Raw genomic sequence first — 26,455 nt, forward strand, 5'->3', positions numbered from 1 at the left:
CGCTCCTATGCGGCGGGGACGTCGTAGGGCGAGGTGCCGTCAGGCTGGCGCTTGAAGCGCCGGTGGATCCACAGGTACTGCTCGGGCGCGGCGCGGACCATGGCCTCGATGCCGGCGATCACGCGCGCGGTGTCGGCGGCGGGGTCCTTCGACGGGAAGTCGTCCAGCGCCGGCCGCAGGGTGAGCGTGTAGCCGCCGTCGGGCCGGCGCCGGTGCTGGTACAGGACCACGGCCGCGCCCGAGAGCCGCACCAGCGAATGGGTCGAGGTCAGGCTGTGCGCGGGCTGGCCGAAGAACGGCACGTACACCGCGTCGCCGCGGCTCGGGTCCTGGTCGGGGGCGTACCACAGCAGCCCGCCCCGCTTGAGGTGCCGCACCGCCCCGCGTACGTCCTGCTTGGGGAACATGGCCGCGGCATAGCGGGCGCGGCCGCGCCGCACCGCCCATTCCATCGCCGGCGAGGCATGTGGACGGTACATGCCGGCCAGCGGCAGGTAGTCGCACATCAGCCGGCCGCAGACTTCCAGGGTGGTGAAGTGGCCGGAGACCACGATCACCCCGCGCCCGTTGGCGCGCGCGGCCTCGATATGTTCCAGGCCCTGGACCTCCAGCCCGCGGCGCAGCGGTTCGATCGGTCCCCACCAGGCACGCGCGAATTCGAACAGGCCGATGCCCAGCGCGGCGAAGTGGTCGCGCAGCAGCGCCTCGCGCGCCGCCGCGTCGAGCTCCGGGAAGCACAGCGCGAGGTTGCGCGCGGCGACCTCGCGCCGCTCGCGCAGGGCCACGCGCAGCAGCGTGCCGACGCCGCGGCCGATCGCGCGCTGCCAGGTCCAGGGCAGGTGCGCGGCCAGCGCCATCAGGCCGATGCCCAGCCACGCGGGCCAGTGGCGCGGTGACAGGGGCGGCGGCGGAAGCTTGGGGTCGGCGGACATGCGCCGATTGTAGTCGCCGCGTGCCGGCCGGCCGGTGCGCGGCCGGCGCGGCGTTGCCGGTATCCTGTCGCCATGTCGAGCGCCGATCCGACCGAACGCCTGCTGCGTGGCCTGTATTCGACGGCGCTGTACCTGCTGGTGCCGGTGACGGTCTACCACCTGATCTGGCGTGGCTTCCGCCAGGAGGCCTACTTCGAGCGCTGGGGCGAACGCTACGCCCGCTACGGCGCGCCGGCCGCGCGCACGCCGATCTGGGTGCACGCCGTGTCGGTGGGCGAGGTCAACGCGGTGGCGCCGCTGGTCGATGCGCTGCTCGCCGCCTACCCGGGCCAGCGGCTGCTGGTCACCACCATCACCCCGACCGGGTCGGCGCGGGTGCGCGCACTGTGGGGCGATCGGGTCAGCCACGTCTACCTGCCCTACGACCTGTCGGGCGCAGTGCGCCGCTTCCTGGCGCATTTCAACCCCCAGGTGGCGCTGGTGGTCGAGACCGAGCTCTGGCCGAACCTGCTGCTGTGCTGCCGCGACGCGGGCATCCCCGCCTACCTGGTCAACGCGCGGCTGTCGGAGAAGTCGCTGCGCGGCTACCGCGTGCTGCGGCCGCTGCTGGCCCGGGTGCTGGCCACGCTGCGCCGGGTGGCGGCGCAGTCGGAGGAGGACGCGCAGCGGTTCCGGGCGCTGGGCGCGCCGGAGCCGGCGGTGGTGGTGACCGGCAACCTCAAGTACGACATCGCGATCGACCGGGAGGCGGTGGGGCGCATGGCCACCGCGTTCGGCGCCCGCGCCGGCCGCCGGCCGGCCTGGATCGCGGCCAGCACCCACTCCGAGGAGGAGGCGGCGGTGCTCGCCATCCACCGCCGGCTGCGCGCGCGCTGGCCCGACCTGCTGCTGCTGTGGGCGCCGCGCCATCCCGAGCGCTTCGTCGGCGTGGCGCAGCAGGCGCTCGACGCCGGCTGGCGGGTAGCCACGCGCCGGCTCACCCGCCTGCCCGACGCGGATGACGCGGTGTTCGTGATCGACACCCTGGGCGAGCTGCAGCAGTTCTACGCCTGCGCCGACGTGGCCTTCGTCGGCGGCAGCCTGCAGGAGGTCGGCGGCCACAACCTGCTGGAACCGGCCGCGGTGGGGGTGCCGGTGGTGACCGGCCCGCACCTGCACAACTTCACCGACATCGCCAACCGCATGCAGGCGGCCGGCGCGCTGGAGGTGGGCGCCGACGCCGACGCGGTGGGCGCGGCGATCGAGGCACTGCTGGAAGACGACGGCCGGCGCGCGGCGATGCGCGACGCCGGCCTGGCCCTGGTGCGCGACGGCCGCGGCGCGGTCCAGCGCACCCTGGCGCTGGTGGCCGCGGACCTGCCGCGGCGTGGCCAGGGAGCCTGAGCGGCGCGTTACTGCCGGACGTCGGCCGGCGCGGTCACGTCCTGGGTGAGCAGGCGGTTGAGGTCCTGCACCGTGCCCGCGTCGAGCGTGCCCGCGGCCTGCTCGAGCAGCAGCCGGTTACGCAGGTAGTTGTAGCGGGCCTCGGCGTACTCCTGGCGCGCGCTGAACAGGTTCTGCTGGTTGATCAGCACGTCGATCACGGTGCGGGTGCCCACTTCCAGGCCCACCTGCGAGGCATCGTACGCGCTCTGCGCCGAGACCAGCGCCAGGCGCCGGGCCTCGACCTCGCTGATGCCCGCCACCAGTGCCTGGTAGGCGTAGCGGGTGTTGCGCTCGACCGCGCGCCGCCCCTGTTCCAGGCGGTCCAGGGCGATGTCGCGGCCGGCGATGGCCTGGCGCACGCGCGACTGGGTCGCGCCGCCGGCGAAGATCGGCACGTTCAGGGTCAGGCCGATGCCGTGGCCCTCGCTGGACACCGCCACCTCGCCCGGCTGCGGCGAGTACCAGCGCGCGCCGTTGCTGTAGGTCACGCCCAGCCCCAGGGTCGGCAGGTGCGCGGCGCGCGCGCCCTGCACGCCGTGCTCGGCGCCCCGCACCGCGTACTGCGAGGCCACCAGGCTGGGATTGGACTCGAGCGCGCGCTGCACCCACGCATCGGCGTCGCCGCCCGGCGGCAACTCGGGCTTGAAGTCCTCCGGCAGCGCGCGCAGCGCGTAGATCGGGGTGCCGGTGATCTCGGCCAGCGCCTGGTAGGCGTCCTGCAGCGCGTTGCGGGCGAGGATGGTGCGGGCACGGGCGGCGTCGTACTGAGCGCGCGCCTCGTGCACGTCGGTGATCGGCGCCAGGCCCACTTCCAGCCGCTTGTCGGCGTAGTCGAACTGCTTCTGGAACGCCGCCTCGGCCGCTTCGGCGGCATTGAGGGTCTCCAGCGCGACCAGCACGTCGAAGTAGGCGTTGGCGGTGCGCGAGATCAGCTCGTCCGATGCCGCTTCCAGGTCGTAGTCCGCGGCGCGGCTGTAGTCGCGCTCGGCCCGCAGGTTGGAGATCGCGCTCAGGTCGATCAGCGACTGGTTGAGCTGTGCGTTGTAGCTGCGCCTGCGGGTGGAGCCGGTAACGCCCGCGGAATGGTCGCGGTCGAGGCTGGCCGAGCCCGAGATCTGCGGCAGCAGCTGCGCGCGCGCCTGCACCGCGCGTTCGCGGGTGCTCAGGCGCTCAGACTCGGCGATCGAGATCTGGGGATCGTTGGCCCGCGCCAGCTCGTAGGTCTGCATCAGGTCTTCGGCGAACGCCGGCGCGCTGGCCAGGGCGAGGGCGAGGGAAAGAACCAGGGGGCGGCGGAGCATCGGGAATCCTTGGCGTATGGGGGCTTGACGGATCAGAACCGGAACTCGGGCGGCGGCGCGGCGCCGAACAGGTACGGCAGTTCGGTTTCGAACAACGACTCGATGCGGTGGTCGTCGACGTCGCTGTGCAGCAGCACCGCTTCCATCGCGGGCACGCGGCCGCGGACCACGAACATCCGGCCACCGGGACGCAGCCAGCCGCTGAAACGTGACGGGATGGCGTCGACCGCGCCGGTGACGCAGATCGCGTCGAAGCTGCGGCCGGGGTCCCAGGCGAACACGTCGCCCACCACCACGTCGACGTTCGCCAGGCCCTGCGCCTGCAGGCGGCCGTGCGCGGCCTCGGCCAGGTCGGCGTGGCGTTCGATGCTGACCACTTCGCGCGCGAGTTCGGCCAGGCACGCGGTCAGGTAGCCGCTGCCGGTGCCGACCTCGAGCACCGATTCGGTGCCTTCCAGCGCCAGCGCCTGCAGCGCGCGCGCCTCGACCACCGGCTTGAGCATCGTCTCGCCGTGGCCCAGCGGCAGTTCCAGGTCAGCGTAGGCCAGCGCGCGGTGGCGGTCGGCGACGAAGGCCTCGCGCGGCATGCGGCCGAGCACCTCGAGCACCCTCGGGTCGAGGACCTCCCAGGGGCGGATCTGTTGCTCGACCATCAGCTCGCGAGCCTTGGCGAAATCGAACGTCATCGTGCTGTCCGGTAAGAAAATGGCAGGGAAGGCGATTCTACTGGCCGGATCGGGTGATTTGTGGCCATGATCGCCACACCGGCCCTCCCGGCTGAGTGCCGGAAGTCACCGCGACCGATGGCGCGGCCCGGCTCACCGGCCGGCCGCGGCCGGCCGGGTGGCGTAGGCGCGCAGGAACATGTCCACGGTGGCCTGGATATGCGCCTCCACGCCGGCAGGGTCGGGACGCTCGCACAGGCCGCAGGCCATGCGCGTATGCAGGTCGCCCTTGAGCAGGGCGAAGAACTGCCGCGCGGCGCGCTGCACGTCGGGCAGGTCCAGTTCTCCGCGTGCGGCCCGGGCCGCCAGGAAGGTGGCGAAGGCGCGCTGGGTGCGTTCGGGCCCGGCCTGCCAGAACATCCGGCACAACCGCTCGCCGCTGCCGGGGCTCATCATCAGCCGGTGGGTGGCCAGCGCCTCGTCGCTGGTGATCAGGGTGAAGAACGCGCGCGCGATCCCGGCCAGCTGGGCCCGCAGCGGCGCCTCGGGGTCGGGCACGAACAGGTCGTCGGGCATCAGCGAGGCGCAGACCACGCGCACCGTTTCCCCGAACAGCGCCTCCTTGTCGCCGAAGTGGCTGTAGACGGTCAGCTTCGACACCCCGGCCTCGGCCGCGATCTGGTCCATGCTCGCGCCCTCGAAGCCGAGGCGGGTGAACATGCGCACCGCAGCGTCGAGGATCGCGGCGCGCTTGGCGAGGTCCTTGGGGCGGCCCGGCCCGGGAGCGGGGCGTTGCGGTTCGGCCGGCTTGGACGGCTTGGCGGACATGGGGTAATAGTAGACTAGGCGGTTCGCTATTTATACTATACGCGCCGGTACACTAATTGGTTGGGCGCACGCCATGGACGCATCCCGCCGCTTCGGCCCGCTGCTGTTCGCCGTCGCCTCGTTCGGCCTGCTGGCCGCCTGCGGCGGCCACGACGCAGCGCCCCCCGGGCCGCGTCCGGTGCTGGTCGAGCGCGCGGGTGCCGCGGACGGCGCCTCGGTCGCCAGCTATCCCGGCGAGGTCCGGGCACGCGAGGAAAGCCCGTTGGCGTTCCGCATCGGCGGCAACCTGGTGCGGCGCCACGTCGATGCCGGCGAGGCCGTGAAGCGCGGCCAGCTGCTGGCCGAACTCGATCCGGGCGACCAGCGCCTCGCCGTGCAAGCCGCACAGGCGCAGCTGTCGGCGGCCAGTGCCGAACTTGAACGGGTGCGCGCCGACCGCGAGCGCTACGCCGCGCTGGTCCGCGACCAGCTGGTGAGCCAGTCGGCGATGGATGCGCAGGAGGCGGCGTGGAAGGCCGCCGAGGAGCGCGTGCGCGCGGCCCGCGCCGAGCTCGAGGTCGCCCGCAACCAGGCCGGCTATTCGCAGCTGCTAGCGCCGCGCGACGGCGTGATCGCCAGCCGCCAGGCCGAGGCCGGCCAGGTCCTGGCCGCGGGCCAGACCGTGTTCACGCTGGCCGCCGACAGCGGGCGCGAGGTGGCGATCGCGCTGCCCGAGTCGCGCGTGGGTGACGTCGCGATCGGCCAGCAGGCCGAAGTCGAGCTGTGGAGCGCGCCGGGCCGCCGGCTGCGCGGCAGCGTGCGCGAGATCGCCGCCGCCGCCGATCCGCAGGCGCGCACCTACGCTGCGCGCGTGGCGCTGCGGCCGGAGGACGCGCAGACGGTGCAGTTGGGCCAGAGTGCGCGCGTGTACCTGGGCAACGGCAACCGCGGCGCGGCCAGCGTGCCGCTGTCGGCGCTGCAGCCGGGCGAAGGCGGTGGCCACGCGGTCTGGGTGGTGGATCCCGCGGGGCCGACCGTCCGCCTCAAGCCGATCGAGGCCGGCCCCCCGGGCGAGGCGCGGGTGCCGGTGCTGTCCGGGCTGGACGCCGACGACTGGGTGGTGGTGGCCGGTGGCCACCTGTTGCGCGAAGGCCAGCCGGTCTCGCCGGTGGACCGCGACAACCGGCCGGTGGCCATGCCGCATCCGGCGGGGCGCTGACCCATGCGCTTCAACCTGTCGGAGTGGGCGCTGCGCAACCGCGGGCTGGTGCTGTACGCGATGATCGTGGTGGCGATCGGCGGCGTGCTGTCCTACCTCGACCTGGCCCGTTCCGAGGATCCGCCGTTCACCTTCAAGGCGATGGTGGTGCGCACGCTGTGGCCGGGCGCCACCGCCGAAGAGGTCTCGCGCCAGGTCACCGAGCGGATCGAGAAGAAGCTGATGGAGACCGGCGAGTACGAGTTCATCCGCTCGTACTCGCGGCCGGGCGAGTCGCAGGTGATCTTCATGGCCCGCGACTCGATGCGCTCGCGCGACGTGCCCGAGCTCTGGTACCAGGTGCGCAAGAAGGTCGGCGACATCCGCGCGACCCTGCCCGAGGGCGTGATCGGCCCGTTCTTCAACGACGAGTTCGGCGACACGTTCGGGAACATCTACGCGCTCACCGGCGAGGGTTTTGACTACGCCGTGCTCAAGGACTACGCCGACCGCCTGCAGCTCGAGCTTCAGCGCATCGACGATGTCGGCAAGGTGGAGCTGATCGGGCTGCAGGACGAGCGGATCTGGATCGAGGTCAGCAACACCCGCCTGGCCACGCTCGGGATCCCGGTCGAGGCCGTGCAGCAGGCGCTGGCGCAGCAGAACGCGGTGGTGCCGGCGGGCTTCTTCGAGACCCCGACCGACCGCGTCCAGCTGCGCGTGGACGGCGCGTTCCGCTCGGTGGAGGACATCCGTGCGTTCCCGATCCACGCCGGTGATCGCACCATCCGCCTGGGCGACATCGCCACCGTCACCCGCGGTTTCTCCGATCCGCCCGCACCGCGCATGCGCTACATGGGCCAGGACGCGATCGGCCTGGGCGTATCGATGCGCGAGGGCGGCGACATCCTGCGCCTGGGCAAGGCCCTGGACGCGGTGTTCGCGCGCCTGCAGCAGACCCTGCCGGTGGGGATGGCGCTGCACCGGGTGAGCGACCAGCCGGCCGCCGTGCGCGACTCGGTGGGCGAGTTTGTGAAGGTGCTGGCCGAGGCGGTGGCGATCGTGCTGCTGGTGAGCTTCTTCTCGCTGGGCTTCCGCACCGGCCTGGTGGTGGCGGTGTCGATCCCGCTGGTGCTGGCGATGACCTTCACGGTCATGGAATGGTTCGACGTCGGCCTGCACAAGATCTCGCTCGGCGCGCTGGTGCTGGCGCTGGGCCTGCTGGTCGACGACGCGATCATCGCGGTCGAGATGATGGCGATCAAGATGGAGCAGGGCTTCGACCGCTTCCGCGCCGCCGGCTTCGCCTGGTCCAACACCGCCTTCCCGATGCTCACCGGCACCCTGGTGACGGCCGCCGGCTTCCTGCCGATCGCGACCGCGGCCTCGGGCGTGGGCGAGTACACGCGCTCGCTGTTCGAGGTGGTGACGATCGCGCTGGTGGTCTCGTGGATCGCGGCGGTGCTGTTCATCCCGTACCTGGGCGAGAAGATGCTGCCCGACCTGTATCCGCCCGGGCGCACGCCGCCGCTGCGCGAGCGGCTGTCCCGGCTGCGCCCGGGCGCCCGGGCGCGCGTGTCACCAGCCCGACCCTCCCCCGCGGACGCGGCAGGGGACCACCCGGGATCCGGCGCGGAGATGGCGCACGATCCCTACCAGACCCGTTTCTACCGGCGGTTCCGGCGCCTGCTGGACTGGTCGCTGCGCCACCGCTGGGTGGTGATCGGCGCCACGGCGGCCGCGTTCGCGCTGTCGCTGGCACTGTTCCGGTTCGTGCCGCAGCAGTTCTTCCCGGAGTCGACCCGGCTCGAACTGATGGTGGACATGGAACTGGCCGAGGGCAGTTCGCTGCGCGCAACCGAGGCCCAGGCACGGCGGCTGGAGCGGATGCTCGACGGCCACGAGGGCGTGGACAACTACGTGGCCTACGTCGGCACCGGCTCGCCGCGCTTCTACCTGCCGCTGGACCAGCAGCTGCCGCAAGCCAATTTCGCCCAGTTCGTGGTCCGTGCCCGCGACCTCGAGGCGCGTGAGGCGCTACGCCGCTGGCTGCTCGACGAGGTGGTGCCGCGCTTCCCCGAGCTGCAGCTGCGCGTGACCCGGCTGGAGAACGGCCCGCCGGTGGGCTACCCGGTGCAGTTCCGTGTGTCCGGCGAGCACATCGGGCGCGTGCGCGAACTCGCCACCCGGGTCGCCGATCGGCTGCGCGACAACCCGAACCTGGCCAACATCCACCTGGACTGGAGTGAGCCGAGCAAGGTCGTGCGCCTGCGCATCGACCAGGACCGTGCACGCGCGCTGGGCATCAGCTCGCAGCGGGTGGCGCAGTTCCTCTCCGGCTCACTGAGCGGGCTGCAGGTGAGCACCTACCGCGAGGACAACGAGCTGATCGGGGTGCTGCTGCGCGGCAGCGGGGACGAGCGCTCGCAGCTGGACCTGGTCGGCAGCCTGGCGATCCCGGGCGGCGCCGGCGGGCCGGTGCCGCTGTCGCAGGTGGCCACGCTCGAATACGGCTACGAGGACGGCATCATCTGGCACCGCGACCGCCTGCCGACGATCACCGTGCGCGCCGACGTGCGCACCGCGCTGACGCCGCCGACGGTGGTAGCGCAGCTGCTGCCGACGCTGGAGGACATCCGCGCATCGCTGCCGCCGGGCTACCTGCTCGAGACCGGCGGCACCGTGGAGGATTCGGCGCGCGGCCAGGATTCGATCAAGGCCGGCCTGCCGCTGTTCCTGCTGGTAGTGGTGACGCTGCTGATGCTGCAGCTGCGCAGCCTCTCGCGCTCGATGCTGGTGCTGCTGACCGCGCCGCTGGGGCTGATCGGGGTAACCCTGTTCCTGCTCGCGTTCCGGGTGCCGTTCGGCTTCGTGGCGATGCTGGGCACGATCGCCCTTGCGGGGATGATCATGCGCAACTCGGTGATCCTGGTCGACCAGATCGAGCGCGACATCGCCGCCGGCCACGCGCGCTGGGACGCGGTGATCGACGCCACCGTGCGCCGCTTCCGCCCGATCGTGCTCACTGCGCTGGCGGCGATCCTGGCGATGATCCCGCTCTCGCGCAGCGCGTTCTTCGGCCCGATGGCGGTGGCGATCATGGGCGGCCTGACGGTGGCGACGGTGCTGACCCTGGTGTTCCTGCCAGCGCTGTACGCGGCCTGGTTCCGCGTCCGTCGCGACGAACCGGCGCCGGTTCCCGCGCGGTAGCCGCCGCGGCCCCCCCCGGGCCCGGCCGGTCCCGCTCCTTCGGCGAACGGGGGAGGGCGCACGGGCGCATCGCCCGGACGCGGCCGGGAACCGCCTCAGGGGCGGCAATGACCGTCGACGCAGGTGCGCGGGTGGGCGCGCCTGGCCGCGGTGCGCCGCGCGTCAGGACGTGCCCGGCTTCGCCGCCGCATCCAGCAGGGCCATGAACGCCCGCGCCGCGTTCGACAGCGTGCGGCCGCCATGGGTGACATAGCCGAGGCGGCGCCGCAGTCGCACGCCCGGCACGCGCAGCACCACGGTTGAATCGTCGAGCATGGTGTGCGGCAGCACGCTCCAGGCCAGGCCCACGCCGGCCAGCATCTTCAGCGTCTCCATCGCGTTGGTGGTCATGTGCAGGCGCACCGACAGCCCGTCGGCGGCGAAACGTTCGGCCACGATCCGATGGGTGAAAGTGCTCGGATCGGGCAGCACCGCCGGATGCGCGGCCAGGTCGCGCAGGCTGGCGCGGCGGCGCGCGGCCAGCGGGTGGTCCGGCGCGACCACGAACTCCAGCGGGTCGTCCCACACCGGCACCGCGTGCAGCGGCGGCGCGGCCGGGCCCAGGGTGGTGATCGCCAGTTCCAGCCGCCCGTGCAGCACTTCCGACCAGGCATGCTCGGAATCGAGGAAGCGGATGTCGACCGCGGCCTGGGGGTGGCTGCGGATGAAGCCGCGCAGCAGCGGAGGCAGCCGATGCAGGCCGATGTGGTGGCTGGTGGCGAGGGTGAGCCGGCCGCCGACCGCCTGGTCGAGGTTGCCCAGCGCGCGGCGGGTGTCGTCCATCTCGGCCAGGATCCGCCGCGCCCGCGGCAGCAGCGCGCGCCCGGCCTCGGTCAGCGCCACTTCGCGCCCGACCCGGTCGAACAGGCGCCGTCCCAGGTGCTGCTCGAGCGCGGCGATGCGCTTGCTCACCGCGGGCTGGGTCAGGCGCAGCCGTTCCCCGGCGGCGGAGAAGCCGTTGCTCTCGGCCACCGCGACGAACGCCTCCAGTCCGGCCAGCTCCATGAAGTCGCCCTGGTTATGGGAGGGATGAAAAATATGAATTTGAGTTATTCATGGCAAGTGCCTAGCATCGGCCTTCGATCCACCGGTGTGCCGCGGAGCGGGTGATGGCAGGCAAGACGCTGTACGACAAACTGTGGGAGATGCACGAGGTCACGCGCCGCGACGACGGGTCCTCGCTGATCTACATCGACCGCCACATCCTCCACGAGGTCACCTCGCCGCAGGCCTTCGAGGGCCTGCGCCTGGCTGGCCGAAAGCCGTGGCGGGTGGACGCCAACATCGCCACGCCCGACCACAATGTCCCCACCACCCGCGCCGAGCGCGCCGGCGGGCTGATGGCGATCGCCGACCCGGTGTCGCGCCTGCAGGTGCAGACGCTGGACCGGAATTGCGAGGACTTCGGCATCCTCCAGTTCCGGATGGACGACGCGCGCCAGGGCATCGTCCACGTGATCGGTCCCGAGCAGGGCGCGACCCTGCCCGGCATGACCGTGGTCTGCGGCGACTCGCACACCTCCACCCACGGCGCATTCGGCGCCCTGGCCCACGGCATCGGCACCTCCGAGGTCGAGCACGTGCTCGCCACCCAGTGCCTGGTGGCCAAGAAAATGAAGAACATGCAGGTCCGGGTCGAGGGGACCCTGGGCCCGGGCGTGACCGCGAAGGACATCGTGCTGGCCATCATCGGCAGGATCGGCACCGCCGGCGGCAACGGCCATGCGCTCGAGTTCGCCGGCAGCGCGATCCGCGACCTGTCCATGGAAGGGCGGATGACGATCTGCAACATGGCCATCGAGGCCGGCGCCCGCGTGGGCCTGGTGGCGGTGGACGAAAAGACCATCGAGTACGTAAAGGGGCGCCCGTTCGCGCCCAGGGGCGAGCAGTGGGACGCGGCGGTGGCGCTCTGGCGCACCCTGGTCTCCGACCCGGACGCGCATTTCGACGCCGTGGTCGAGCTGCGCGCCGAGGACATCAAGCCGCAGGTCAGCTGGGGCACCTCGCCGGAGATGGTGGTCGCGGTGGACGAGGCCGTGCCCGACCCGGCGCGCGAACCCGACCCGGTGAAGAAGGATTCGATCGAGCGCGCCCTCAGGTACATGGGCCTCCAGCCCAACCAGCCCATCACCTCGATCCGCCTGGATCGCGTGTTCATCGGTTCGTGCACCAATTCGCGCATCGAGGACCTGCGCGCGGCCGCCGCGGTGGCGCGCGGGCGCAAGGTGGCGCCCAGCGTCAAGCAGGCCCTGGTCGTGCCGGGCTCGGGCCTGGTCAAGGCCCAGGCCGAGGCCGAGGGCCTGGACAAGGTGTTCATCGAGGCCGGCTTCGAGTGGCGCGAGCCGGGCTGTTCGATGTGCCTGGCCATGAACCCGGACAAGCTGGGCAGCGGCGAGCACTGCGCCTCCACTTCCAACCGCAACTTCGAGGGGCGCCAGGGCGCCGGTGGCCGCACCCACCTGGTCAGCCCGGCGATGGCCGCCGCCGCCGCGGTGGCCGGCCACTTCGTCGACGTGCGCGAACTGGTCCAGGCCTGAGGAGACCGCATCGATGAAAGCCTTCACCACCCATACCGGCCTGGTCGCCCCGCTGGACCGCGCCAACGTCGACACCGACCAGATCATCCCCAAGCAGTTCCTCAAGTCGATCAAGCGCACCGGCTTCGGCCCGAACCTGTTCGACGAATGGCGCTACCTGGACGTCGGCGAACCGGGACAGGACTGCAGCAAGCGGCCGTTGAACCCGGATTTCGTGCTCAACCTCCCGCGCTACCAGGGCGCCAGCGTGCTGCTGGCGCGCGAGAACTTCGGCTGCGGCTCCTCGCGCGAGCACGCGCCGTGGGCACTGGACGAGTACGGCTTCCGCGCGATCATCGCCCCCAGCTTCGCCGACATCTTCTACAACAACAGCTTCAAGAACGGCCTGCTGCCGATCGTGCTCGAGGCGGCGGAGGTCGACGAGCTGTTCGCGCAGTGCGAGGCCAACGAGGGCTATGCGCTGACGGTGGACCTGGAGGCGCAGACGGTGACGCGCCCGGACGGGGCGCAGCACCGTTTCGAGGTCGACGCCTTCCGCAAGCACTGCCTGCTCAACGGCCTGGACGACATCGGCCTGACGCTGCAGGAGCGCGACAGGATCCTCGCGTTCGAGGCCCGCCACCGCACGGCCCAGCCCTGGCTGTTCGCGGCGGGCCGCTGACCGTCCCTGGCGATGCCCGGCCCGGGCATCGCCGCGGCCGTTTCCCGGTGCGCAGGACGGTCTCGCCGCTCGCCGGTTTCAGCTACGGCTACCCGGACCTGCTGTTCACCCCGCGGCCGGCGAACCAGCACGCCGCTGCCCATGCCGCCCGCACGAAACGGACGCCGCCGGGGCTGGCGTCCGGGCGCTTGGGCGCGGTCAGTACACGCCCTGGGCCAGGATCGCGTCGGCCACCTTGACGAAGCCGGCGATGTTGGCGCCGTCGACGTAGTTGACGCTGCCGTCCTTGCGCCGGCCATGGCGCACGCAGTTGCCGTGGATGTCCTTCATGATCGCATGCAGCCGCTCGTCCACCTCGGCGTGGTGCCAGGACAGGCGCAGCGCGTTCTGGCTCATCTCCAGGCCGGAGGTGGCCACGCCGCCGGCGTTGGACGCCTTGCCGGGCGCGTACAGCGTGCCCGATTCGAGGAACACGTCCACCGCCTCCAGGGTGGAGGGCATGTTCGCGCCCTCGGCCACGCAGATCACGCCGTTGCGCACCAGGGTGCGGGCGTCGTCGCCGTCGAGTTCGTTCTGGGTGGCGCAGGGCAGCGCGATCTCCGCCGGGATGTGCCACGGGCGCTTGCCGGGGAGGTACTCGAAGCGCGGATCGTCGCCGAGTTCGGCCAGCCGGCCGCGGCGTTCGTTCTTGAGCCGGACCACCTCGTCGATGGCTTCCATGTCGAAGCCGTCGCGCGCATACAGGGTGCCGCCCGAGTCGCTGAAGGTCAGCACCTTGCCGCCCAGGTCGGTGGCCTTGATCGCCGCGTACTGGGCGACGTTGCCCGCACCCGAGATCAGCACGCGCGCGCCCTGGGTCCCCCGCCGGGCATGGTTGAGCATCTGCTCGACGAAGTAGACCGTGCCGTAGCCGGTGGCCTCCGGGCGCATCAGGCTGCCGCCGTAGGCCAGCGCCTTGCCGGTGAACACGCAGCCCGCCCGGTTCGACAGCTTCTTCATCATCCCGGCCATGTAGCCGACCTCGCGCGCGCCCACGCCGATGTCGCCGGCCGGCACGTCGGTGTCGGGGCCGAGGTGGCGGTGCAGTTCGAGCATCAGCGCCTGGCAGAAGCGCATGACCTCGCCCTCGCTCTTGCCCTTGGGGTCGAAGTCGGCGCCGCCCTTGCCGCCGCCCATCGGCAGCGTGGTGAGCGCGTTCTTGAAGGTCTGCTCGAAGGCCAGGAACTTGAGGATCGACAGGTTCACCGTCGGGTGAAAGCGCATGCCGCCCTTGTACGGGCCGATCGCGGAACTGTGCTGCACGCGCCAGGCGCGGTTGACCTGGACCTGGCCGCGGTCGTCCACCCAGCACACCCGGAACTGGATCACCCGCTCGGGCTCGACCAGGCGCTCCATCAGTCCGTCGCGGGCGTAGTCGGGATGGCGCTCCAGGAACGGCCACAGGCTGGCCGTGACCTCCTTGACCGCCTGCAGGAACTCCGGCTGCCCGGGATCGCGTTGCTCGACGCGGGCGAGAAACTCTTGCCTCGAAAGCGGCATCTTGCTCCCCTGGTTGTCTCGTCGGCGCCCGGCGCGGCCGCGCGCCGGGCGGGTGGGTCAGGCCAGGCGTTCGATCACCGCGGCGGCGGCGCGCGCGGTGTCGACGGCCGCCCCCTGCGCGGCCAGGTCGGCGGTGAACACCTTCGCGTCCAGCGCGCCGTGGACCGCCGCCTCCACCGCGGCGGCCTCCGTCTCCAGGCCCAGCGAATGGCGCAGCATCATCGCCGCGCTCAAGATCGTGGCGTAGGGATTGGCGACGCCCTGGCCGGCGATGTCGGGCGCCGAGCCGTGGATCGGCTCGTAGATCCCGACCCTGGCGGCGCCCAGCGAGGCCGAGGCGAGCAGGCCCAGCGACCCGGCCAGCATCGAGGCCTCGTCGGTGAGGATGTCGCCGAACATGTTCTCGGTGACGATCACATCGTACGCGCGCGGCTTCGACAGCAGGTGCATGGCCATCGAGTCGACCAGCTGGTGCTCGAGGGCCACGTCCGGGAACTCGTCGCGCACCACGCGCGTGGCCACGTCGCGCCACAGGCGCGAGGTCTCGAGCACGTTGGCCTTGTCGACCGAGGTCAGGTGGCCGCGGCGCTGGCGGGCCAGTTCCGCCGCCACCCGCACCACGCGCTCGATCTCCGCGACCGTGTAGCGGCACAGGTCGGTAGCGTCGGCGTCGCTGCGGGTCTTGTCGCCGAAGTAGATGCCGCCGGTGAGTTCGCGCACGACCACGATGTCCACGCCTGCGAGCAGCTCGGACTTGATCGGCGAGGCGCCCAGCGCGGCCGGGTGCGGACGCACCGGACGCAGGTTGGCGAACAGCCCCAGCGCCTTGCGGATCGCCAGCAGGCCCTGCTCGGGACGCACCGTGGCGTTGGGGTCGGACCACTTCGGCCCGCCCACGGCGCCGAGCAGGATCGCGTCGGCCTTGCGCGCGGCCTCGAGGGTGGCGGCCGGGAGCGGCTCGCCGTGGCGGTCGATGGCGATGCCGCCGATGTCGTGCTCGGCGAACCGGAACTGGTGGCCGAAACGCCGGGCCACCGCCTCGAGGACGGGCACGGTGGCGGAAACGATCTCGGGGCCGATGCCGTCCCCGGGCAGTACGACGATGTCAGCTTGCATGGAGTCGAAGGTTGGCGTGGAGGGAAGTCGGGTACTGCCGGCCGACGCGCATGCGCCGGCGGACGCGCGGCGCGCATCCGCCGGATGCGTGGGATCCGCCGCTCAGGCGGTCGCGCGGGCGTCGGCCGTCGGGGTGCGGCCGGGGTTGCGGCGCAGGATGCGGTTGGCGACGTCCAGCCAGGCCAGCGCGCTGGCCTCGATGATGTCGCGGCTGATGCCGCTGCCCTGGTACTCCACCCCGTCGTGGTGCACGCTCAGCGTAGCCTCGCCCTGGGCGTCGGCGCCCAGGCCCACGCTGTGGACGCTGTAGCTTTCCAGGGACAGCTTCACCCCGGTCGCGTTGGCCAGCGCCGCGAACAGCGCGTCGACCGGGCCGTCGCCCAGCGCGCTCTCGCTCACCTTGCGCCCTTCCGGGTCGGACAGCTCGACCTGGGCGCTGGCGCGCTGGCCGCGGTCGCTGATGGTCATCGAGGACAGGCGGAAGCCCTGGCCGGTCACGCCGCCGTTGATCAGGCGCTCCAGGTCGTCGTCCTCGACCACGCGCTGCTGCTCGCACAGCGCCTTGAACTGGGCGAACACCTGGTCGAGCTGTTCGTCTTCCATGGTGTAGCCCAGCGCGCGCAGGCGGTGCTCGAGCGCGGCGCGGCCGCTGTGGCGGCCGAGCACCATCTTGGTGTCGGGCCAGCCGACGTCGGAGGGGTTCATGATCTCGTAGGTGTTGCGGTTGCGCAGCATGCCGTGCTGGTGGATGCCGGACTCGTGCGCGAACGCGTTCTCGCCCACGATCGCCTTGTTGCGCTGCACCGGCATGCCGATCAGGCGCTGCAGCAGCTGCGAGGTGGGGACCAGGCGGCGGGTGTCGACGCGGCTGTCGATGTTGTAGAAGGCGTTGCGCACCTTCAGCGCCATCACCAGCTCCTCGAGCGCGGCATTGCCGGCGCGCTCGCCGATGCCGTTGATCGTGCATTCGATCTGGCGCGCGCCGCCCTCCATCGCCGCCAGCGAGTTGGCGACCGCCAGGCCGAGGTCGTTGTGGCAGTGGGCGCTGAAGACCACGTCCTTCGCGCCCGGGATGTTGGCGATCATGCGCTCGAACAGGCCGCGGATCTCTTCGGGCGTGGTATAGCCGAGGGTGTCGGGCACGTTGATCGTGGTGGCGCCGGCGGCGATCGCCACGCCCACCGCCTCGTGCAGGAAGTCCTCCTCGGTGCGGGTGCCGTCCTCGGGCGAGAACTCGACGTCGTCGACGTAGCGCCGGGCGAGCGCGACGTGGGTGGCGATCGAGTCGATCACCTGCTGCTTGCTCATCCGCAGCTTGTGCTCGCGGTGCAGCGGGCTGGTGGACAGGAACACGTGGATGCGCGGCTTCGCGGCGCCCTCGAGCGCGCGCGCGGAGGCCTCGATGTCAGCCGGCAGGCAGCGCGAGAGCACCGCCAGGGTGGTCCCGCGCAGCTCGCGCGCGATCTGCGCGGTAGCGTCGCGGTCGGACTGCGAACTGGCGGGGAAGCCGGTTTCGATCACGTCGACGCCCAGCTCGGCCAGCGCACGCGCCATCACTACCTTCTGCTGCGGGGTCATGCTGCAGCCCGGGGACTGCTCGCCGTCGCGCAGGGTGGTGTCGAAGATGCGTACGAACTCGGGATTGGTGTTCATGCGAGGAGTTCCTCGGGAAGTGCTTTTGCGATGTTACCCGTCGCGGCTGAAGTCCGCGGCCGGGGCGTTGCGTCGTCGGGGAGCAGGCCGGCGGGAAGCGGGGACTGCTTCGCCGCCGGCATGGGAAGTCGCTCGCGCACGCGCCGGCGCGGCTTGCGCGGCGGCCGCGGGCGGACCTCCGAGAGCAGGGTGGCCAGGACCGCCGCGTCGAGGTTGCCGCCGGAGACCACCGCGCACTTGCGTCGCCCGGCCACGCGCTTGCCGGCGGCCAGCGCCAGCGCGCCGGCGCCCTCGGCGATCACGTGTTCCTCCAGCGCCAGCCGCACCAGGGTCTCGCGCAGCTCGGCCTCGCGCACGATCACCACGTCGTCGAGCAGTTCGCGCAGCAGGCGTTCGGTCAGGTAGCCCGGCTCCTTGACCCGCACGCCGTCGGCCAGGGTGGGGCGCGGCTCGACCGGAGCGCGGTCGCCGCGCAGGGCCCGGGCCATGGCATCCACGCCCTCGACCTGGGCACCGACGATGCGCACGCCCTGCGACTTCAGCGCCAGGGCCACGCCGGACGCCAGGCCGCCGCCGCCGATCGGCACCAGCACCACGTCCGGGTTCATCGCCGCGATCTCCAGGCCCACCGTGCCCTGGCCGGCGATCACGTCGGGGTCATCGAAGGCCGAGAGCAGGCGAAAGCCGTTCTGCTGCGCCAGTTCCCTGGCGAAGGCCTTGGCCTCGTCGTAGGTGTCGCCGTGCAGGCGCACCGTCGCGCCCCAGTGGGCGACGCCGGCGACCTTGGTGTCGGGCGCGGTGCGCGGCATCACCGTGATCGCCGGGATGCCGAGGCGGTACGCGGCCCAGGCCATGCCCTGGGCGTGGTTGCCGGCCGAGGCGGTGATGACGTAGCGGTCGTCGCCGCGTTCGCGCGCGGCCAGCAGCGCGTTGAGCGCGCCGCGGACCTTGTACGACCCCGTGCGCTGCAGGTTCTCGAGCTTGAGCCAGGTGCCGAAGCGTTCGGCGTAGTGGGTCGGGGTGACGTCGAGGTACCTGCGCAGCCGGGCCTGGGCCGCCAGCACGTCGCTGGCGGTCACCTGGGTGGCGGCGGCTACGGCGGGATCCATCAGACTTCCGTCAGCCAGTGGCGCCAGGCGTGCTCGCGCCCGCGGACCACGCGGCCGTAGAGTTCGGCGAGCTCGCGCGTGACCGGGTTGTCGCCGTAGCGCCGGTCCTCGATCTGCGCCACCGGCGCGACCTCGGCGGCGGTGCCGCAGGCGAACACCTCGTCGGCCTCCAGCAGCTCGGCCAGCGGCACCGGGCGGGCCTGCGCGCCGGACAGGCGCAGCAGGGTGTCGCGGGTGATGCCGTCCAGCGCGTCGTCGTGGGCGACCGCAGTGACGCGGCCGTCCTTGACCATGAACACGTTGGCGCCGGTGCATTCGACCACCAGGCCGCCACGGTCGGTGAACAGGGCCTCGTCGAAGCCGCGCGCCTTGGCCTCGCGCTTGGCCAGGATCGAGTTGACGTAGGCGCCGCACAGCTTCAGCGGCGGCAGCGAGTCGGACGGGTTGCGGCGCCAGCTCGAGACTCCCAGCCGCGCGCGGGTGCCGTTGAGGTGCACCTGGGTGGCGGTGGTGGCGACCATCATGTGCGGCACGTGGCCCTCGACGTCGAGCCCGAACCCGCCTTCGCCGAACCAGGCCAGCGGACGGATGTAGGCATCGCGGTGGCCGTTGGCGCGCAGGGTCGCGAGCACCGCGCCGGTGGCCTGGGCCGGGTCGAACGGCAGGCCGAACGCCTCGGCGCCGCGGCGCATGCGCTCCAGGTGCTCGGGCAGGCGGAACACGGCCGCGCCGCCGTCGTCGGTGGCGTAGGCGCGGATGCCTTCGAACACGCCGCTGCCGTAGTGCATGGCATGGGTGGTCAGCCCGGCCTGGAGGCCGTCGGCAGGGACGAGTTCGCCGTCGAACCAGGCCAGCGCCACGGCGGTGGCGGCCTGCGGGTGGGACGGGGCTTCGGCGATGGAGGTGACGGTAGCGCTCATGGTCGGTATCCGGTGGTGGGGCAGCGGTCTGGCCTGGTGCGGGGCGTCCGCGTTACGGGCAGGGCTGTACCGATACCGAGACGCAGTCGTAGAGCTTGGCCAGCTGCTGCTGCAGCGAACTGTCGGAGCGTTCGCCCTCGACCGTCATCCGCAACGTCCAGTGGCCATCGGGGTCGGCGGCGCCGTCGACCGCCAGCGGGCGGAAGCCGCGGCGTTCGGTGGTGCCGAGCACGCGCGCCAGCACGCCTTCGGCACGGCGCAGGGTCAGTTCAAGCTGATAGCGCATTGTTGGGCTCCTGGGAGGCGGACGGCGTCGACGCGGACGGGGTCGTGGCCGGTGCGCCGGTGTCCAGCGTGCCGGCGTCGTCGGGGTCCATCATCTGCGCGTTGTTGTGGTTGGGCGGCACCAGCGGCCAGACGTTGGCGGCGGTGTCGATGGCCACGTGCAGCAGCGCCGGGCCTTCCGCGGCCAGCAGCGCCTTGAGCGCGTCCTCGACGTGCGCGGCCTTGTCCACGTGCAGGGCCTGGATGCCGAAAGCACGCGCCACCTCGGCGAAGTCCGGGTTGTCGGACAGGTCGATCTCGGAATAGCGCTTCTCGAAGAACAGCTCCTGCCACTGGCGGACCATGCCCAGCGCGGAGTTGTCCAGCAGCACGATCTTCACCGGCAGGCGGTAGCGGCGGATCGTCGCCAGCTCCTGGATGTTCATCATGAACGAGCCGTCGCCGCTCACGCACACCACCAGCGCGTCGGGGTTCTCCGCCTGCGCGCCCATCGCCGCCGGCAGGCCGAAGCCCATCGCGCCCAGCGAGCCGCTGGTCAGGTGCTGGCGCGGATGCTGGAAGCGCCAGTGTTGGGCCACCCACATCTGGTGCTGGCCGACGTCGCACGACACGATCGCGTGTGGCGCCAGTTCGCTCAGGCGCTTGAGCAGGGCGGGCGCGTACACCGCCTCGCCGGGCGCGTCGTAGCGTGCCGCGTGGCGCGCCTTGCGCTCCATGCAGGTGTCGCGCCAGGCCTTGCGCGCGGCCGAGTGCCGGCCCTCCATCTGCGCCGCCAGCGGCGCCGCCAGGCGCGACAGGCTTTCGTTCAGGTCGCCGGGCACCGACACGTCGGCGTGGCGCAGCTTGCCGATCTCGCAGCCGTCGCCGTCCAGGTGGACCACGCGCGCGTTCGGGGCGAACTCCGCGAGCTTGCCTGTGGCACGGTCGTCGAAACGGGCGCCAACCACGAACAGCAGGTCGCATTCCTGCACCGCCATGTTGGCGGCGCGGCTGCCGTGCATGCCGAGCATGCCCAGGTTGCTCGGATGTCCGGCGGGCAGTGCGCCCAGGCCGCGCAGGGTCAGCACGGTGGGCAGGCCGGTGAGGTCGACGAACTCGCGGAACGCCTCGACCGCGTCGCCCAGGACCACGCCGCCGCCGGCGTACACCACCGGCTTCTTGCACTGGGACACCAGCGCGGCGGCCTCGTGCAGCGCGGCGTCGGGCGGACCGGGGACCGGCTCGACCGGCACCGGCGAGTGCACCGGCAGGTGCGAGGCGTCGGCCTGCTGGATGTCCTTGGGCAGGTCGATCAGCACCGGCCCGGGGCGCCCGCTGCGGGCGATCCGGAACGCCTCGGCGAACATCCGCGGCAGGTCGTCGACGCTGCGCGGCAGGAAGCTGTGCTTGACGATCGGCATGGTCATGCCGAACACGTCCAGCTCCTGGAACGCGTCGGTGCCCATCAGGAAGGTCGGCACCTGGCCGGTGAGGACCACCATCGGCACCGAGTCGAACATGGCGTCGGCGATGCCGGTCACCAGGTTCGACGCGCCCGGGCCGGACGTCGCGACGCAGACGCCGACCCGCCCGCTGGCGCGCGCGTAGCCGTTGGCGGCGAACGCCGCCCCCTGCTCGTGGCGCACCAGCACATGCTTCAGCGACGCGCCGTGGAGCGCGTCGTAGAACGGCATGATCGTGCCGCCGGGGTAGCCGAAGAGCGTATCGACGCCCTCGGCCTCGAGTGCCTGCACCAGCCAGTGCGCACCGTTCATCACGCGGCCTCTTTCTGGTCCCTGGAGTTGTCCAGCCACACCATCTTCTCGCGCAGCTTCCTGCCGACCTGCTCGATCTGGTGCTCGAGGTCGGCCTGCTTGTACTTCCTGTAGTTCGGCAGGCCGGCTTCGTACTCGGCCACCCAGTTCCTGGTGAAGGTGCCGTCCTGGATGTCCTTGAGCACCTCGCGCATGCGCTGCTTGACCGACTCGTCGATCACGCGCGGGCCGCTGACGTAGTCGCCGTACTGCGCGGTCTCGGACACGAACTCGAGCATGCGGGTGATGCCTCCCTCGTAGAACAGGTCGACGATCAGCTTCAGCTCGTGCAGCACTTCGTAGTAGGCGATCTCCGGCTGGTAGCCGGCCTCGACCAGCACCTCGAAGCCGGCCTGGACCAGCGACGAGGCGCCGCCGCACAGCACGGCCTGCTCGCCGAACAGGTCGGTCTCGGTCTCTTCCTTGAAGGTGGTCTCGATCAGGTTGGCGCGGGCGCCGCCCAGGCCGTCGGCGTAGGCCAGGGCCAGTTGCTTGGCGTTGCCACTCTTGTCCTGGTGGATGGCGTAGATGCAGGGCACGCCGCGCCCGATCTCGTACTCGCGGCGCACCAGCGCGCCCGGGCCCTTGGGCGCGACCAGGATGACATCGAGGTCCTCGCGCGGAGCGATCATCCCGTAGTGCACGTTCAGGCCGTGCGCGAACAGCAGGCACGCGCCCTGCTTCATGTTCGGCGCCAGCGCCTCCTCGTACACCTTCCGCTGCACCATGTCGGGGGTCAGCACGGCCACGAGGTCGGCGTCCTTCACCGCCTCGGCGGGCGTCTTGACGGTGAAGCCGTCGGCCTGGGCCTTGGCCTCGGTCGGGCCGCCCGGACGCAGCCCGACGGTCACGTCGAAGCCCGAGTCGCGCAGGTTCAGCGCATGCGCGCGGCCCTGGCTGCCGTAACCGACGATGGCGATGCTGGGCTTGGGAAGGGTGGACTGGGTCATTTGGGTTCTCTTGCGGTGACGGTGTGTTGGTTGAAGGCTGGCTGGGCAACAAAAAACCCCGCCCTTGCGGTGCGGGGTTCTGCGATTCGGCGCCTTTTTCTTACGCGCCCGATCGACCCGCACCTGTCGGCGAGGTAATAAGGGCGAGTACGAGAATGGACGACGCGGCGGCGGCGTCGAGGGCATTCACGGCGGTGGTGTGGCGATGCAGCATTGGCGCAAGCTAAACCGCCGTTTCAGCGCTTGTCAAGCGCGCGCTGCGCGGGGCTGTGCGGCGATTCGGTTGCCCCGGAAATCGTTGCAACCGTAACGGAGAAAACTGCCGACAATGCGGCTTTGACGCGGCGCGTCATTCCCCCACCTGGTTCCATGCCCGAATACCGCTCGAAAACCTCCACCCACGGACGCAACATGGCCGGCGCCCGCGCCCTCTGGCGCGCCACCGGCATGCGCGACGCGGATTTCCAGAAGCCGATCGTCGCGATCGCCAACTCCTTCACCCAGTTCGTGCCCGGCCACGTGCACCTCAAGGACCTGGGCCAGCTGGTCGCGCGCGAGATCGAACGCGTCGGCGGGGTGGCGAAGGAGTTCCACACCATCGCCGTCGACGACGGCATCGCGATGGGCCACGACGGCATGCTGTATTCGCTGCCCAGCCGCGAGATCATCGCCGACTCGGTCGAGTACATGGCCAACGCGCACTGCGCCGACGCGCTGGTGTGCATCTCCAACTGCGACAAGATCACCCCGGGGATGCTGATGGCCGCGCTGCGGCTCAACATTCCGACGGTGTTCGTCTCCGGCGGGCCGATGGAGGCGGGCAAGACCCGGCTGGCCGGTCAGAAGCTCGACCTGATCGATGCCATGGTGATGGCCGCGAACCCGGACGCGAGCGATGAACAGGTCGCGGCGGTGGAGCGCAGCGCGTGCCCGACCTGCGGCTCGTGCTCGGGCATGTTCACCGCCAACTCGATGAACTGCCTGACCGAGGCCCTGGGCCTGGCGCTGCCGGGCAACGGTACCCTGCTGGCGACCCACGCCGACCGCGAGCAGCTGTTCCTGCGCGCCGGCCGCACCGTGGTCGAGCTGGTGCACCGCTGGTACGGCGCCGGCGACGCGACCGCGCTGCCGCGCGGCATCGCCACGTTCGAGGCGTTCGAGAACGCGATGGCGCTGGACATCGCGATGGGCGGCTCCACCAACACCATCCTGCACCTGCTGGCCGCGGCCCGGGAAGCGGAGGTGGCGTTCACCCTGGACGACATCGACCGGCTGTCGCGGCGCGTGCCGCAGCTGTGCAAGGTGGCGCCGAACACGCCCGACTACCACGTCGAGGACGTGCACCGGGCGGGCGGGATCATGGCGATCCTGGGCGAACTCGCCCGCGGCGGCCTGCTCCATACCGGCGTGCCGACCGTGCACACGCCGACCCTGGCCGAGGCGATCGAACGCTGGGACGTGGCCCGCAACCGCGACGAGGCGGTGGCCAGGTTCTTCCGCGCCGGGCCGGCCGGCATCCCGAGCCAGGTCGCCTTCAGCCAGGACACCCGCTGGCCCAGCCTCGACACCGACCGCGCGTCGGGCTGCATCCGCAGCGTCGAGCATGCCTATTCGGGCGATGGCGGGCTGGCGGTGCTGCGCGGCAACGTCGCGGTCGACGGCTGCGTGGTCAAGACCGCCGGCGTGGACGAGTCGATCCACGTGTTCGAGGGCCCCGCGCGGGTGTACGAGAGCCAGGACGCGGCGGTGCAGGGCATCCTCGGCGACGAGGTGCAGCCGGGCGAGGTGGTGGTGATCCGCTACGAGGGCCCGCGTGGGGGCCCGGGCATGCAGGAGATGCTGTACCCGACCAGCTACCTGAAGTCGAAGGGGCTGGGGAAGCAGTGCGCGCTGCTGACCGACGGCCGCTTTTCCGGCGGCACCTCGGGGCTGTCGATCGGCCACGTCTCGCCGGAGGCGGCGGCCGGCGGCACGATCGGCCTGGTCCGCGACGGCGACCGGATCCGGATCGACATCCCGGGGCGCAGGATCGAGCTGCTGGTCGCCGAGGACGAGCTCGCGCGGCGCCGCGCCGCCCAGGACGCGGCCGGCTGGAAGCCCGCCCAACCCCGGCAGCGGCGGGTCAGCGCGGCGCTCAAGGCCTATGCGCTGCTGGCGACCAGCGCCGACAAGGGCGCGGTCCGCAACCTGGCGATGCTCCAGGACTGAGCGGAAGGAGGGCCGGCGGGCCGCCGGCGACGGCGGGGCCGCGCTGGTGGCGACGGCCCGGCCGGGTCCGACGGGTCGCGCAGCGCGGCCCGTCGCCCGGCGCGCGTCGCGGCTAGCCTTCCCAGGCCGGCAGCTTCTTCTTCACCGGCACGTTTTTCAGGGTGACGTAGGTGGGAATCCCGTCCTTGCCGTAGGGCGGCGGCGCCTCGCCCCGGATCAGCGGCTCCAGGTAGGTGCGCGCCTTGTCGCTGATGCCGTAGCCGTCGCGGCGGATGAAGGACTTCGGGAAGGTCTTCTCGTGGTTGGCGACCTTGTGCAGCGGGGCGCTGCCGATCTTCCAGCGGTACGGCCGGTCGGAGGTGCGCACGATCACCGGCATGGTCGCGTTGCGGCCCTCGAGTGCGAACCTCACCGCCGCGCGGCCCACCGCGATGGCCTGGTCGACGTCGGTCCTGGAGGCCAGGTGGCGGGCGCTGCGCTGCAGGTAGTCGGGCAGGGTCCAGTGCACCTTCAGTCCAAGCTGGTCCTTGACCCGGCCGGCCAGGTACGAGGCCACGCCGCCGAGCTGGGTATGGCCGAAGGAATCCTTGCCGCCGCCCGAGTCGGCCACGAAGCGCCCGTCGGCGGTGCGGATGCCCTCGCTGGCGACCACCACGCACCAGCCCACCCGGTCGACCACCTGGCGCACCCTGGCCAGGAAATCGGCCTCGTCGTAGGGGCGCTCGGGGAACAGGATCAGGTGCGGCGCCTCGTCCGGGCCCTTGCCGGCCAGCCCGGCGGCCGCGGCGAGCCAGCCGGCGTGGCGGCCCATGGCCTCGTAGATGAAGACCCGGGTCGAGGTCTCGGCCATCGCCGCCACGTCCAGCGCCGCCTCGCGCACCGAGACCGCGGTGTACTTTGCCGCCGAGCCGAAGCCCGGGCAGCAGTCGGTGACCGCCAGGTCGTTGTCGATGGTCTTGGGCACGCCGATGCAGGTCAGCGGATAGCCGAACCGGGCGGCCAGCTTCGAGACCTTGTTGGCGGTGTCGGCCGAATCGTTGCCGCCGTTGTAGAGGAACCAGCGCACGTCGTGTGCCCGGAACACGTCCAGCAACCGTTCGTACTTCGCCGCGTCCTCCTCCACCGACTTGAGCTTGTAGCGGCAGGAGCCGAACGCCCCGCCGGGGGTGTGGGCCAGGCCGCGGATGGCGGTCGCGGTCTCCTTCGAGGTGTCGACCAGGTCCTCGCGCAGCGCGCCGAGGATGCCGTTGCGCGCGGCCAGCACCTTGATCCCGCGGGACCGGGCCTCGGTGATGACGCCGGAGGCGGTGGCGTTGATGACGGCGGTGACGCCGCCGGACTGGGAGTAGAGCAGGGTTCCTTGGGCCATGGGCACCTTCCCGGAAGAAGTCGGTGGATGGGGTGAGATGGTTTAAAGTGGCGGCTGATCCGCGGCGCCGGCCGAGTGTAGCAATGCCGGGCGGCCGCTTCCGGCCTTCGTTCTGTGGGGATTCGTCGATGCGATTGGTACTGTTGGGAGCGCCCGGCACGGGCAAGGGAACCCAGGCGGCGCGGTTGAAGGAATACCTGCGGGTACCGCACATCTCCACCGGCGACCTGCTGCGGGCCGAAGTGGCGGCGGGAAGCCCGCTGGGGCTGCAGGCGAAGGAAGTCATGGAGCGCGGGGAGCTGGTCAGCGACGACATCCTGCTGGGCATGCTGCGCGAGCGCTTCTCGCGCGAGGACACGAAGGCCGGCTTCATTCTCGATGGTTACCCGCGCAACCTTGCCCAGGCCGCGGCGCTCGACGAACTGCTGGGCAACCTCGGGCAGAAGTTCGACGCGGCGGTGCAGCTGGCGGTGGACAACGAGCAGATCATCGAGCGCCTGGCCGGCCGGGCCAAGGCCGAAGGCCGGGCCGACGACAACCCCGAGTCGGTACGCAAGCGCCTGGAGGTGTACGACGCCCAGACCGCGCCGGTGATCGAGTTCTACCGCCAGCAGGGCCAACTGACCGTGGTCGATGGCGTGGGCACGCTGGACGAGGTGTTCGGGCGGATCATCGAGGCGATCTCCCCCGGGAAGGCGGTCGGCTGAGCCGTTCCTTCGGGCCGGGCCGCCGTGCGCA

Annotated in this window: 21 protein-coding genes; 7 read left to right on the forward strand and 14 right to left on the reverse strand. The window is 71.6% G+C overall.

What is annotated here, in order from left to right; genetic code table 11:
• Positions 1–5 precede the first annotated feature (5 nt).
• Positions 6–932 (reverse strand): LpxL/LpxP family Kdo(2)-lipid IV(A) lauroyl/palmitoleoyl acyltransferase, encoded by a 927-nt coding sequence (gene lpxL / locus FQY79_RS14545; protein ID WP_146313610.1) that lies wholly within the window; start codon positions 930–932, stop codon positions 6–8.
• Between the two features lie 72 nt (positions 933–1,004).
• On the opposite strand from lpxL, the gene waaA reads away from it, so the two are divergent.
• Complete coding sequence (waaA, locus tag FQY79_RS14550; RefSeq protein ID WP_146313611.1) at positions 1,005–2,315, forward strand: lipid IV(A) 3-deoxy-D-manno-octulosonic acid transferase; 1,311 nt, start codon at positions 1,005–1,007, stop codon at positions 2,313–2,315.
• 8 nt (positions 2,316–2,323) lie between these two features.
• Here waaA and FQY79_RS14555 read toward each other — a convergent pair whose 3' ends face one another.
• The 3 genes from FQY79_RS14555 to FQY79_RS14565 all read right to left on the reverse strand — a co-directional run bounded on the left by FQY79_RS14555 (position 2,324) and on the right by FQY79_RS14565 (position 5,151).
• Complete coding sequence (locus tag FQY79_RS14555) at positions 2,324–3,658, reverse strand: TolC family outer membrane protein (protein ID WP_146313612.1); 1,335 nt, start codon at positions 3,656–3,658, stop codon at positions 2,324–2,326.
• Between the two features lie 32 nt (positions 3,659–3,690).
• Positions 3,691–4,344: a protein-L-isoaspartate O-methyltransferase family protein gene (locus FQY79_RS14560; protein ID WP_146313613.1), complete on the reverse strand. Its 654-nt coding sequence runs from the start codon at positions 4,342–4,344 to the stop codon at positions 3,691–3,693.
• Positions 4,345–4,476: 132 nt separating this feature from the next.
• Entirely contained in the window at positions 4,477–5,151 is a 675-nt protein-coding gene (locus FQY79_RS14565) for a TetR/AcrR family transcriptional regulator (protein WP_146313614.1), read from the reverse strand.
• Positions 5,152–5,224: 73 nt separating this feature from the next.
• Here FQY79_RS14565 and FQY79_RS14570 point away from each other — a divergent pair, with 73 nt between their 5' ends.
• Both FQY79_RS14570 and FQY79_RS14575 read left to right on the forward strand, forming a co-directional pair.
• Positions 5,225–6,349 (forward strand): efflux RND transporter periplasmic adaptor subunit, encoded by a 1,125-nt coding sequence (locus FQY79_RS14570; protein WP_146313615.1) that lies wholly within the window; start codon positions 5,225–5,227, stop codon positions 6,347–6,349.
• 3 nt (positions 6,350–6,352) lie between these two features.
• A complete protein-coding gene (locus tag FQY79_RS14575; RefSeq protein ID WP_146313616.1) occupies positions 6,353–9,538 on the forward strand; it encodes an efflux RND transporter permease subunit in 3,186 nt (1,061 codons plus the stop codon).
• Positions 9,539–9,700: 162 nt separating this feature from the next.
• Here FQY79_RS14575 and FQY79_RS14580 read toward each other — a convergent pair whose 3' ends face one another.
• The gene (locus tag FQY79_RS14580; protein ID WP_146313617.1) at positions 9,701–10,582 is read right to left on the reverse strand and encodes a LysR family transcriptional regulator; all 882 of its coding nucleotides are present in this window, start codon (positions 10,580–10,582) and stop codon (positions 9,701–9,703) included.
• A 104-nt stretch (positions 10,583–10,686) separates the two neighbouring features.
• Between FQY79_RS14580 and leuC the strand changes: the two genes are divergently transcribed.
• Together leuC and leuD are read left to right on the forward strand one after the other, a co-directional pair.
• Positions 10,687–12,114, forward strand: coding sequence for a 3-isopropylmalate dehydratase large subunit (gene leuC / locus FQY79_RS14585; protein ID WP_146313618.1), 1,428 nt, complete (start codon positions 10,687–10,689; stop codon positions 12,112–12,114).
• Positions 12,115–12,127: 13 nt separating this feature from the next.
• Positions 12,128–12,775, forward strand: coding sequence for a 3-isopropylmalate dehydratase small subunit (gene leuD, locus FQY79_RS14590; protein ID WP_146313619.1), 648 nt, complete (start codon positions 12,128–12,130; stop codon positions 12,773–12,775).
• Positions 12,776–12,973: 198 nt separating this feature from the next.
• Here leuD and gdhA read toward each other — a convergent pair whose 3' ends face one another.
• From gdhA to ilvC, 8 genes are all read right to left on the reverse strand, one after another.
• On the reverse strand, positions 12,974–14,314 hold the full coding sequence (gene gdhA / locus FQY79_RS14595) for an NADP-specific glutamate dehydrogenase (protein WP_146313620.1): 1,341 nt from the start codon (positions 14,312–14,314) through the stop codon (positions 12,974–12,976).
• Between the two features lie 57 nt (positions 14,315–14,371).
• Positions 14,372–15,430 carry a 3-isopropylmalate dehydrogenase gene (gene leuB, locus FQY79_RS14600; protein ID WP_146313621.1) on the reverse strand — a complete coding sequence of 353 codons (1,059 nt, stop codon included), beginning with the start codon at positions 15,428–15,430 and terminating at the stop codon, positions 14,372–14,374.
• 102 nt (positions 15,431–15,532) lie between these two features.
• Positions 15,533–17,083 carry a 2-isopropylmalate synthase gene (locus tag FQY79_RS14605; RefSeq protein WP_146313622.1) on the reverse strand — a complete coding sequence of 517 codons (1,551 nt, stop codon included), beginning with the start codon at positions 17,081–17,083 and terminating at the stop codon, positions 15,533–15,535.
• Positions 17,080–18,192, reverse strand: coding sequence for a threonine dehydratase (locus tag FQY79_RS14610; protein WP_146313623.1), 1,113 nt, complete (start codon positions 18,190–18,192; stop codon positions 17,080–17,082). The genes FQY79_RS14605 and FQY79_RS14610 overlap by 4 nt, the downstream gene beginning before the upstream one ends.
• Positions 18,192–19,112, reverse strand: a complete 921-nt coding sequence (locus FQY79_RS14615; protein WP_146313624.1) for an aminotransferase class IV — start codon at positions 19,110–19,112, stop codon at positions 18,192–18,194. Before FQY79_RS14615 ends, FQY79_RS14610 begins: the two co-directional genes overlap by 1 nt.
• A 52-nt stretch (positions 19,113–19,164) precedes the next feature.
• Complete coding sequence (locus FQY79_RS14620; RefSeq protein ID WP_146313625.1) at positions 19,165–19,398, reverse strand: ACT domain-containing protein; 234 nt, start codon at positions 19,396–19,398, stop codon at positions 19,165–19,167.
• The gene (gene ilvG / locus FQY79_RS14625; protein ID WP_146313626.1) at positions 19,382–21,151 is read right to left on the reverse strand and encodes an acetolactate synthase 2 catalytic subunit; all 1,770 of its coding nucleotides are present in this window, start codon (positions 21,149–21,151) and stop codon (positions 19,382–19,384) included. The genes FQY79_RS14620 and ilvG overlap by 17 nt, the downstream gene beginning before the upstream one ends.
• Positions 21,151–22,326: a ketol-acid reductoisomerase gene (gene ilvC / locus FQY79_RS14630; RefSeq protein ID WP_281289335.1), complete on the reverse strand. Its 1,176-nt coding sequence runs from the start codon at positions 22,324–22,326 to the stop codon at positions 21,151–21,153. Before ilvC ends, ilvG begins: the two co-directional genes overlap by 1 nt.
• Positions 22,327–22,509: 183 nt before the next feature.
• Between ilvC and ilvD the strand changes: the two genes are divergently transcribed.
• Positions 22,510–24,348: a dihydroxy-acid dehydratase gene (ilvD, locus tag FQY79_RS14635; protein ID WP_146313628.1), complete on the forward strand. Its 1,839-nt coding sequence runs from the start codon at positions 22,510–22,512 to the stop codon at positions 24,346–24,348.
• A 112-nt stretch (positions 24,349–24,460) separates the two neighbouring features.
• Here ilvD and FQY79_RS14640 read toward each other — a convergent pair whose 3' ends face one another.
• Entirely contained in the window at positions 24,461–25,717 is a 1,257-nt protein-coding gene (locus FQY79_RS14640) for a 6-phosphofructokinase (protein ID WP_146313629.1), read from the reverse strand.
• Positions 25,718–25,845: 128 nt separating this feature from the next.
• Here FQY79_RS14640 and FQY79_RS14645 point away from each other — a divergent pair, with 128 nt between their 5' ends.
• Positions 25,846–26,424, forward strand: coding sequence for an adenylate kinase (locus tag FQY79_RS14645; RefSeq protein ID WP_146313630.1), 579 nt, complete (start codon positions 25,846–25,848; stop codon positions 26,422–26,424).
• Positions 26,425–26,455: the final 31 nt, after the last annotated feature.

The organism is Luteimonas wenzhouensis (genome assembly GCF_007859305.1).
Classification (GTDB): domain Bacteria; phylum Pseudomonadota; class Gammaproteobacteria; order Xanthomonadales; family Xanthomonadaceae; genus Luteimonas; species Luteimonas wenzhouensis.

Coding starts and splice junctions, on each gene's coding strand:
- ilvG (WP_146313626.1), bottom strand. CDS start 21,151: ATGAACGGTGCGCACTGGCTGGTGCAGGCACTCGAGGCCGAGGGCGTC.
- FQY79_RS14645 (WP_146313630.1), top strand. CDS start 25,846: ATGCGATTGGTACTGTTGGGAGCGCCCGGCACGGGCAAGGGAACCCAG.
- FQY79_RS14570 (WP_146313615.1), top strand. CDS start 5,225: ATGGACGCATCCCGCCGCTTCGGCCCGCTGCTGTTCGCCGTCGCCTCG.
- FQY79_RS14615 (WP_146313624.1), bottom strand. CDS start 19,112: ATGAGCGCTACCGTCACCTCCATCGCCGAAGCCCCGTCCCACCCGCAG.
- ilvC (WP_281289335.1), bottom strand. CDS start 22,326: ATGCCCTCGACGCCGCCGCCGCGTCGTCCATTCTCGTACTCGCCCTTA.
- gdhA (WP_146313620.1), bottom strand. CDS start 14,314: ATGCCGCTTTCGAGGCAAGAGTTTCTCGCCCGCGTCGAGCAACGCGAT.
- FQY79_RS14575 (WP_146313616.1), top strand. CDS start 6,353: ATGCGCTTCAACCTGTCGGAGTGGGCGCTGCGCAACCGCGGGCTGGTG.
- FQY79_RS14580 (WP_146313617.1), bottom strand. CDS start 10,582: ATGGAGCTGGCCGGACTGGAGGCGTTCGTCGCGGTGGCCGAGAGCAAC.
- lpxL (WP_146313610.1), bottom strand. CDS start 932: ATGTCCGCCGACCCCAAGCTTCCGCCGCCGCCCCTGTCACCGCGCCAC.
- FQY79_RS14605 (WP_146313622.1), bottom strand. CDS start 17,083: ATGAACACCAATCCCGAGTTCGTACGCATCTTCGACACCACCCTGCGC.
- leuD (WP_146313619.1), top strand. CDS start 12,128: ATGAAAGCCTTCACCACCCATACCGGCCTGGTCGCCCCGCTGGACCGC.
- FQY79_RS14620 (WP_146313625.1), bottom strand. CDS start 19,398: ATGCGCTATCAGCTTGAACTGACCCTGCGCCGTGCCGAAGGCGTGCTG.
- ilvD (WP_146313628.1), top strand. CDS start 22,510: ATGCCCGAATACCGCTCGAAAACCTCCACCCACGGACGCAACATGGCC.
- leuB (WP_146313621.1), bottom strand. CDS start 15,430: ATGCAAGCTGACATCGTCGTACTGCCCGGGGACGGCATCGGCCCCGAG.
- FQY79_RS14560 (WP_146313613.1), bottom strand. CDS start 4,344: ATGACGTTCGATTTCGCCAAGGCTCGCGAGCTGATGGTCGAGCAACAG.
- leuC (WP_146313618.1), top strand. CDS start 10,687: ATGGCAGGCAAGACGCTGTACGACAAACTGTGGGAGATGCACGAGGTC.
- FQY79_RS14640 (WP_146313629.1), bottom strand. CDS start 25,717: ATGGCCCAAGGAACCCTGCTCTACTCCCAGTCCGGCGGCGTCACCGCC.
- FQY79_RS14565 (WP_146313614.1), bottom strand. CDS start 5,151: ATGTCCGCCAAGCCGTCCAAGCCGGCCGAACCGCAACGCCCCGCTCCC.
- waaA (WP_146313611.1), top strand. CDS start 1,005: ATGTCGAGCGCCGATCCGACCGAACGCCTGCTGCGTGGCCTGTATTCG.
- FQY79_RS14610 (WP_146313623.1), bottom strand. CDS start 18,192: ATGGATCCCGCCGTAGCCGCCGCCACCCAGGTGACCGCCAGCGACGTG.
- FQY79_RS14555 (WP_146313612.1), bottom strand. CDS start 3,658: ATGCTCCGCCGCCCCCTGGTTCTTTCCCTCGCCCTCGCCCTGGCCAGC.